At 66.0% G+C, this 8,227-nt stretch carries 8 protein-coding genes; 4 read left to right on the plus strand and 4 right to left on the minus strand.

The features are described from left to right. Positions 1-652, minus strand: a 652-nt coding sequence (locus H926_RS0109025) for a glycosyltransferase (protein ID WP_022676004.1), incomplete at its 3' end; no start/stop codon positions are given. Positions 653-750: 98 nt separating this feature from the next. Beyond that, positions 751-1,323 (minus strand): helix-turn-helix domain-containing protein, encoded by a 573-nt coding sequence (locus tag H926_RS0109030; protein ID WP_022676005.1) that lies wholly within the window; start codon positions 1,321-1,323, stop codon positions 751-753. Between the two features lie 216 nt (positions 1,324-1,539). On the opposite strand from H926_RS0109030, the gene H926_RS0109035 reads away from it, so the two are divergent. Further along, positions 1,540-3,366 carry a DUF885 family protein gene (locus H926_RS0109035; protein ID WP_022676006.1) on the plus strand — a complete coding sequence of 609 codons (1,827 nt, stop codon included), beginning with the start codon at positions 1,540-1,542 and terminating at the stop codon, positions 3,364-3,366. 54 nt (positions 3,367-3,420) lie between these two features. Here H926_RS0109035 and H926_RS0109040 read toward each other — a convergent pair whose 3' ends face one another. Beyond that, complete coding sequence (locus H926_RS0109040; RefSeq protein WP_022676007.1) at positions 3,421-5,214, minus strand: ABC-F family ATP-binding cassette domain-containing protein; 1,794 nt, start codon at positions 5,212-5,214, stop codon at positions 3,421-3,423. Positions 5,215-5,321: 107 nt separating this feature from the next. On the opposite strand from H926_RS0109040, the gene H926_RS0109045 reads away from it, so the two are divergent. From H926_RS0109045 to H926_RS0109055, 3 genes are all read left to right on the plus strand, one after another. After that, positions 5,322-5,624: a hypothetical protein gene (locus H926_RS0109045; protein ID WP_369801227.1), complete on the plus strand. Its 303-nt coding sequence runs from the start codon at positions 5,322-5,324 to the stop codon at positions 5,622-5,624. A gap of 145 nt (positions 5,625-5,769) precedes the next feature. Beyond that, positions 5,770-6,444: a response regulator transcription factor gene (locus H926_RS0109050; protein ID WP_022676009.1), complete on the plus strand. Its 675-nt coding sequence runs from the start codon at positions 5,770-5,772 to the stop codon at positions 6,442-6,444. Between the two features lie 121 nt (positions 6,445-6,565). Then, positions 6,566-7,885, plus strand: a complete 1,320-nt coding sequence (locus tag H926_RS0109055) for a sensor histidine kinase (protein WP_028657787.1) — start codon at positions 6,566-6,568, stop codon at positions 7,883-7,885. Between the two features lie 75 nt (positions 7,886-7,960). On the opposite strand, the gene H926_RS0109060 is transcribed toward H926_RS0109055, so the two are convergent. After that, a partial coding sequence (locus H926_RS0109060) for a tyrosine-type recombinase/integrase (RefSeq protein WP_028657788.1) occupies positions 7,961-8,227 on the minus strand: 267 nt, incomplete at its 5' end.

Genomic DNA, 8,227 nt, shown 5'->3' on the forward strand with positions numbered 1-8,227 from the left:
CGGCCAGGATTGCGCGCGACGCGGCGCGGGGGCGGGGGTGGAAACGGCCATGATCAAGCCCGGTATAGTGCACGGTGATGGCGCGTTCGGGCAGGCCCAGATCGGCCATGTCGTCAGCCAGCGCCTGTGACACGCTGAGCAGCGCCCCGGCGCCCTGGGCCGCGGCGGTCATCTGGCGCAGCGCCTCTGGCCGATGTCCCCATACGTGAATGTCTGATCCGCGCGCCTTGATGGCATAGGGCAGGCCCAGCGCATCAGCGATCCGCGCGGCGGCGGGGCCATCGGGATAGAAGAACTGCGCGTCCACCATGTCGAACGGCTGCTCGGCATGAAGCCGCCGCGCCAGCGGCAGCACCGCACGCACGATCAGCGCCGGGTTCAGGCGGCCGGAAAGACCCGGCAGCAGGCGAAACCGCGGATGATGCACCGGCACGCCGCTGCGCCGTTCCATCGGCGGAATTTCCAACAACGGGCGATAGATACGCGGCATCAGTGCGCCGGGCAGGGGGGGCAGGCCGATCGGATTGATCACCGTCACGTCCCAATCGGGCCGCGCGGCCAGCGCTTCCATTTGCCGCGCCACGAACCGGCCAAAACCGGGCCGAAGCGAGGCAGGATAGAGCGTGGACAAGCTGAGCAGGCGCAACGTCATGGCTCAGGGCGTAGCGCGAAAATGCTGCGTGTGCGAGGGCAAGCGTACCGGAATGGACACAAAGGGCCTGGAGAGCCGGATATTGCGGCGGTTTGGCGTCAGAGTGGGCGAACCAGAACTTCGGCCACGGCAATCCACGCCGGGCGATCGATCACCAGTTGCCGTTGGCCGGGCCCGGGCGGCAGCAACGCCACGCGGCCATCGCGATGGTCGATCATCCGGCCAAAGGCAAAGCGCCCGCCGGGCCGCGGCGCAAGCACATCGCGGTTGAGACCACGGCCGATCTCGGCGGCGTCGAGCCGGCGCAGCCATACCTGGTCACCCGCACGCCAATCACCCGCGCTGGCTTCCACAGAGAGCGCCATCAGCCCCTCGCGCCCCAGCAGCGTGTCGGGCAATTGCGCCAGGATCGGGGTTGGCACCGGTTCGGCGCCCACCGGGGTGAGGCGCGCCACGACATGCGCCTGCGCGTCGTCTCCCGCGCGCACGAGCAGTTCGGGATCGATGCCCAGGGCGGCACCGATCCGGTTCATCCACTTGAGTGAAAGCGATCGGGTGCCGGTTTCCAGGCGGCCGATCGTTTGCGCCGTAGTGGCGGGATTACAGCGCGCGGCAACGTCGGCCAGCGTAAGCCCCTTTTGCCTGCGAATTTCGCGAATTCTGTTGATCATCGGGGATGGTCCACATCTACAGGCGTGAGGTGTTATGCTTTCTTACCCGTAATTTGGACGGCAGGGCAAGCATCCTTGCACAATTGATCACGAGAACCGGCGTTGGTCGATTCATATCGTGATTTGGTCGATCGCCGTATCATTTTGATTGTCGCTGCACGGTGGCCGTGGCACCTCGTCTAACTTGAAACAAAAAGCCAGGGAGCGACCCTTTAGATGATGCACGGTTTGGAACGACGCGCCTTCCTTTCGCTGGCTGGCGGCACCATGGCGGGTGGCCTGCTGGCTGGCATGCCGGGCTTGGCATTTGCCCAAGATACTGGCGACGCAGCATTTGTTTCCCTGCTCGATCGCATTTTCTGGTCCAGCCTGCTGATCGAGCCGGAACGCGCGACCGGTCTTGGCCTCGATACCGGCGTGCGCGCCATGCTGCGCCACCGGCTCGACAGCGCCGGGCAGGGCGGCCGCGAAGCCAGCCTGGCGTTTTATCGCGATGCCCGCGCTGCGGTCGCCGGGTTCGATCCGGCCGGATTGAGCGCTGCCAACAAGCGCAATCGTGCCATCGTCCTGCATCGCCTGGGTGACCAGTTGAGCGGCGCTGCCTTTGATATCGATGATCCGCAAACGCCGTTCACTATCGATCAGCAGCGCGGCGCCTATTTCTCCGTGCCTGATTTCCTCGATAACCAGCATCCGATCGAAAAGCTCGACGATGCCGAGGCCTATCTCGATCGCCTGGCCGCGTTCCCGGTCGTGCTCGATGATCAGACCGCCGAAGTGGCGCGCCAAGCCGGCTTGGGCCGCATTCCCCCGGCCTGGGCGATCGATCTGGCGCTGGGCCAGATGGGCAAGCTGCGCGGCGTGCCGGCTGGCGAAAGCGGGCTGGTCACCTCGCTGGTGCGGCGCGCCCGTGAAAAGGGCCTGGCCGGCGATTGGCAGGGCCGCGCCACGGCGATCGTCAAGGACAAGGTCTATCCCGCGCTCGATCGCCAGATCGCGCTGCACCGCCGCCTGCGTGGCAAGTCGGCGCCCGGCGATGGCGTGTGGCGCCTCAAGCGTGGCGATGACATCTACGCCGCCGCGCTCGCCAGTGCCACCACCACCACGCTCAGCCCCGAGCAGGTGCACAAGATGGGCCTGGAGCAGGTGGCCGATATCACCGGCCAGCTCGATACCGTGCTCAAGGCGGCCGGGCACACCACCGGCACCGTGGGCGAGCGGCTTTCGGCGCTCAACCGCGCCAGCGACCAGCTCTATCCCGATACCGCGCAGGGCCGCACCGATCTGATCGCGGGGCTCAACAAGAGCGTGGCCGCGATGCGCGAAAAGCTGCCGCGCGCCTTTGCCGACATCCCCAACGATCCGCTGGTGATCCGCGCCGTGCCCACCGATATCCAGGATGGTGCGCCCAACGGCTATTACAACAGCGCTCCGCTCGACGGGTCACGCCCGGCGATCTATTGGATCAATCTCAAGTCGGTGAACGACTGGCCCAAGTACACGCTGCCCTCGCTCACCTATCACGAAGGCATTCCCGGGCACCATCTCCAGGGTGGCTATGCCCAGGGTGGCGGTGAGCTGCCGTGGATTTTGCGCGATTACTTCATCTCTGCCTATGGCGAGGGCTGGGCGCTCTATGCCGAGCAGCTGGGTGACGAACTGGGTGGCTATAACGGCATCGAGCGCGCCGGCTATCTCCAATCGTTCCTGTTCCGCGCGGTGCGCCTGGTGGTTGACACCGGCATCCACCACTATCGCTGGAGCCGGGAAAAGGCGACGGCCTATATGGTGGAAAAAACCGGCTTTACCCAGGCGCGCAGCCAGCGCGAGATCGAGCGTTATTGCACGATGATCGGCCAGGCCTGCAGCTACAAGATCGGCCACACCGCGTGGGTCGCCAATCGCAAGAAGGCGCAGGCGGCGCTGGGCGACAAGTTCAGTCTGCCCTGGTTCCACGCCGTGCTCAAGGAAGGCTCGATGCCGCTCTCGATGCTCGAAGCGCGGATCGACGAGCGCATTGCGGAGCGTTTGCGCAGCGCCTGATCAACACGGGAGCCGGGTGGCCTTGTGGCCGCCCGGCTCCCGTTGCCAGAACGTTCAGGCCCCTTCGACCTGTTCGGCCAGTTCGAGCCAGCGTTCCTCGGCCGCTTCCTTTTCCCCCCGCGCCTTGGCCACGGCCTCGCTCAGCGCGGCAAAGCGCTTGGGATCGCGGGTGTAGAGCGCCGGATCGGCCAGCGCGGCTTCATCGCGCGCGATCGCCGCATCGAGTTCCTCGATGCGCTTTGGCAGCATTTCGTAGTCGCGCTGATCCTTGTAGGTCAGCTTGGCCTTGCGCGGTGCCGGTGGCGGCGGGGGAGGGGCCGCCTCGGCCACCTTGCTCGCGCCCACCTTGGGCTGGGCGGCCAAGCGCGCCTTGCGCTGGCGCTCCCAATCGGCGTAGCCGCCCACCACGATATCGACCTTGCCCGAGCCATCCATGCCCAGGGTGATGTTGACCGTGCGATCGAGAAAGTCACGGTCGTGGCTGACGATCAGCACGGTGCCCTCGTAATCGCCGATCACTTCCTGCAACAGGTCGAGCGTTTCCAGGTCGAGGTCGTTGGTCGGTTCGTCCAGCACCAACAGGTTGGAGAACCGCGCAAACTCGCGCGCCAGCAGCAGGCGCGAGCGTTCGCCGCCCGAAAGCGTGCCCACGCGCGCTTCGACCAGGCCCGGATCGAACAGGAAGTCCTTGAGATAGCCGTGGATATGCTTGCGCACACCGCGTACGTCGATCCAGTCACCGCCTTCGGCCAGCACATCGCGCACACGCTTTTCGGGCGCCATCAGGCTGCGCTGCTGGTCGATCACTACCCCGGTCAGCGTCTGGGCCAGCGTGACGCTGCCTTCGTCGGGCGCCAGTTCGCCAGTCAGAATTTTCAGCAGCGTGGTTTTGCCCGCGCCGTTGGAGCCGACCAGGCCGATGCGGTCGCCGCGCTGGATGCGCAGCGAAAAGTCCTTGATGATCGTGCGATCGCCAAAGCGCTTGGTTACGTGATCGGCTACGATCACCGACTTGGTCTTGCTGTCGTCGCTGGCGATGGCCAGCTTGGCCGCGCCCTGCGGCCCGGTCATCGCGGCGCGTTCGGCGCGCATTTCGTGCAGCTTTTCCAGCCGGCCCATGTTGCGCTTGCGCCGCGCGGTCACGCCGCGATGCAGCCAGTGCTCCTCGATCTTGAGCTTGGCATCGAGCTTGTCGGCCGCGCGCGCCTCTTCGGCGTGGACCTGCTCCATCCACGCTTCATAGCCGCCAAAGCCCACTTCCTTGCGGCGCAGGCTGCCCCGGTCGAGCCACAGCGTGGCGCGCGTCAGCCGCGTCAGGAAGGTACGGTCGTGGCTGATCACCACGAACGCGCCGTTGAAGCGTTGCAGCCAGTCTTCCAGCCATTCGATCGCCGCCAGGTCGAGGTGGTTGGTCGGCTCGTCGAGCAGCAATACATCGGGATCTTGCGCCAGAGCGCGGGCCAGCGCCGCCCGGCGCCGTTCCCCGCCCGAGGCGTTCTGCGCCTCACGCGCCAGGTCGATGCCCAACTGGTCGGCGATCGCTTCCACCTCGTGCGGTTCGGGCGCATCGGGCCCGTGCAGCGCGAAATCGCGCAAGGTGGCAAAGCCCTTGAAGAACGGGTCCTGCTCCAGCGTCACCACGCGCGCGCCGGGCTGGACCGAACGCTTGCCTTTGTCGGCATCGATCGTGCCGGCGATCAGTTTGAGCAGGGTGCTCTTGCCCGCGCCGTTGCGCCCGATCAGGGCGAGACGGTCACGCGGGGCGATTTGGATGTCGAGGTCCTGGAAAAGCCAGCCGGTGCCTTGATGCAGGCCCAGCCCTTCCCAGCTCAGGATTGGTGCTGCCATAAGCCCCTGCGCTTAGCGGCGGGCTGGCCACAGGTCCACCTGAACATGGCGAAACGGTGCTATTCACAACTTGTTCAATAGGATTGTTGCATGCACAAGGCATGACGATGCTCCGCCGCCTTCTCCTTGCTGCTGCCAGCGTGCTGGCCCTGGCTGCCGCCGCACCGGCGGCCAACGCCCAGATTCGCAACGAACAGGACCGTGCCCGCCAGGATCTGGCAGCCGGCCATGTGCGCTCGCTGCGCGAGATCGAGGCGCGCGTGCTGCCGATGATGCGCGGCGCGCAGTATCTCGGGCCTGAATACGATCCCCAAGCGCGGGCCTATCGCTTGAAATTCATTCGTGAAGGCCGGGTGGTGTTCGTCGATGTTGATGGCCGAACGGGCCAGGTCATGGGCGAATCGCGCTGATATCCCCCGCCGGTTACACGGCATGATGCGCCACGCGGGAACCGTTTCTTGACCGTTCAGGTTCCTGGCGTCATCTAACCACCATTCCAGCACGTTCGCGCCGCCCGTCCATCCGGGCAGCCGGCGCCAGAAGGGGCCAATTGCCATGCGTATCCTGATCGTCGAGGACGAACCGACCCTGGGGCGGCAGCTCAAGTCCACGCTCGAGCAGAACGGCTATGCCGTGGACCTGTCGACCGATGGGGAAGACGGCCACTTCCTTGGTTCGACCGAAGACTATGACGCGGTGATCCTCGATCTGGGCCTGCCCGAAATCGACGGGCTCACCGTGCTGGGCATGTGGCGCAAGGAAGGCCGCAAGTTCCCCGTCCTCGTGCTCACTGCGCGTGACAGCTGGTCCGACAAGGTTGCCGGCCTAGATGCTGGCGCTGACGATTATCTCGCCAAGCCGTTTCAGACCGAAGAACTCATCGCCCGCCTGCGCGCGCTGATCCGCCGCGCCTCGGGCAATTCCTCGTCCGAACTGATCGCCGGCGATGTGCGCCTCGATACCCGCTCGGGCCGCGTCACCCTGCAGGGTGAGCCGGTCAAGCTGACGGCGCAGGAATACAAGCTGCTGTCCTATCTGCTTCACCACAAGGGCAAGGTGGTCAGCCGCACGGAATTGATCGAACACATCTATGATCAGGATTTCGATCGCGATTCCAATACGATCGAAGTGTTCGTCACGCGCATTCGCAAGAAGCTGGGCGCCGATGTGATCACCACGATCCGGGGCCTGGGCTACAGCCTCGACGATCCGGCGGCCGTGCGCGGATAAGGGCTGCGGCGTGAACCGGCTGGCCCGCCTCCTGCTGCGGCTGGGCTTCGGGCGCCACCGCGCCGAAGCCGCCGCTGCCACGGCAGGCGGGCGCCAGCACACCGGCTCGCTGTCGCGGCGTATGCTGCTGATCGCGTTTGCCTGGGTCACGGTGCTGTTGCTGGGCGGCGGCCTGGCGCTTGATCGCACGCTGACCGGACTGGTCACCCGCAATTTCGATGACCAGCTCAACTACATGCTCACCGCCATGGTCGCTTCGGCCGAAATCGGCCCAGATGGGGAGGTGTTCTTCAACCGCACCCTGGGCGACCAGCGCTTTCTCGAACCCAACAGCGGCCTCTACTGGCAGATTTCGGGGCAGGGGCATGACGATTTCCCCTCCCGCTCGCTGTGGGATCGTACGCTGAAGCTGCGCGCCGATCACGTCGACACGGCGCCGCACATCTACGATTCCAACCAGTTTGGCGATAACGAGCGGCTGCGGATGATCGAGCGTTCGGTCATCCTGCCGGGCAGCAACACGCTGTGGCAGTTTTCCGTGGCGGCCAGCCGTGGCGAACTTGATGCGCAGATCACCCGTATCCGTGCGATCCTGGTCTGGTCATTCCTGGTCTTGGGCATGGGCCTGTTCATCATGGCCGGCCTGCAAACCTATTATGGCCTGGGCCCGTTGCGCCGCGTGCGCCGCGCGATTGCGGCCATGCGCGAAGGCGGCGCATCGCGCGTGAACGAGCCGCTGCCCCTGGAAGTCCAGCCGCTGGTCGAGGAAATCAACCTGCTGCTGGCCCATTCGGAAAAGCAGGCGGAAGAAGCGCGCACCCATGCCGGCAATCTCGCCCATGCGCTGAAAACGCCACTGACCGTGGTGATGAACGCGGCGACTGCCCACGCGCCCGATCTGTCCGATACGGTGATCCGGGAGGCGGCGGTGATGCGCCGCCAGGTTGATCACCACCTCGCCCGCGCCCGCGCCGTCGGCCGCCGCGCCACTGGCCTGTCGCGGGCCACGGTATGGGAAAGCGCCGATGCCGTGGTGCGTGCCGTCACCCGGCTCTATGCCGATGTGCGCTTTGACCTTGATGGCAACCGCGAGGCGGGCGTGGCGATCGAGCGGCAGGATCTTGATGAAATCCTGGGCAATCTCATCGAGAACGCGGCCAAGTATGGCGGCGGATCGGTGTTCATCACCATCGACGCCGTGCCCACCGATCCGCGCTTTTGCGATATCTGGGTGGAAGACGACGGCATGGGCATTCCCGAGGTGGAGCGGGAGCGGATTTTCGACCGTGGCGCCCGGCTCGATACCGGCAAGCCCGGCACGGGCCTGGGGCTCGCCATCGTGCGCGACGTGGCCGAACTCTATGGCGGCGCGGTGACGCTGGGCGAAAGCGAAGACCTGGGCGGCCTGTTAACGACCCTGCGCCTCCCCCGCGCCAAATAAAAGATCCTCCCTCCGCAAAGCGGGGGGAGGGGCACCGCCGGCGAAGCCGGTGGTGGAGGGGGGCGCTGTGCCGCGCTACTCCCCCCGCTCGCGCGGATGGGCATTGCGATAGGCATCGAGCAGCGTCGCCGCATCCACCCGCGTATAGATCTGCGTCGACGACAGGCTGGCATGACCCAGCAATTCCTGCAGGCTGCGCAGATCGGCCCCGGCGCCCAGCAGGTGCGTGGCAAAGCTGTGACGCAGGGCATGGGGCGTGGCTGTGGCCGGTAGGCCCAGCGCCACGCGGGCGCGGGCCATGGCGCGCTGCACCAGGCCAGGCGAGAGCGGCCCGCCCTTGGC

Source organism: Novosphingobium sp. B-7 (assembly GCF_000410615.1).
Lineage (GTDB): Bacteria > Pseudomonadota > Alphaproteobacteria > Sphingomonadales > Sphingomonadaceae > Novosphingobium > Novosphingobium capsulatum.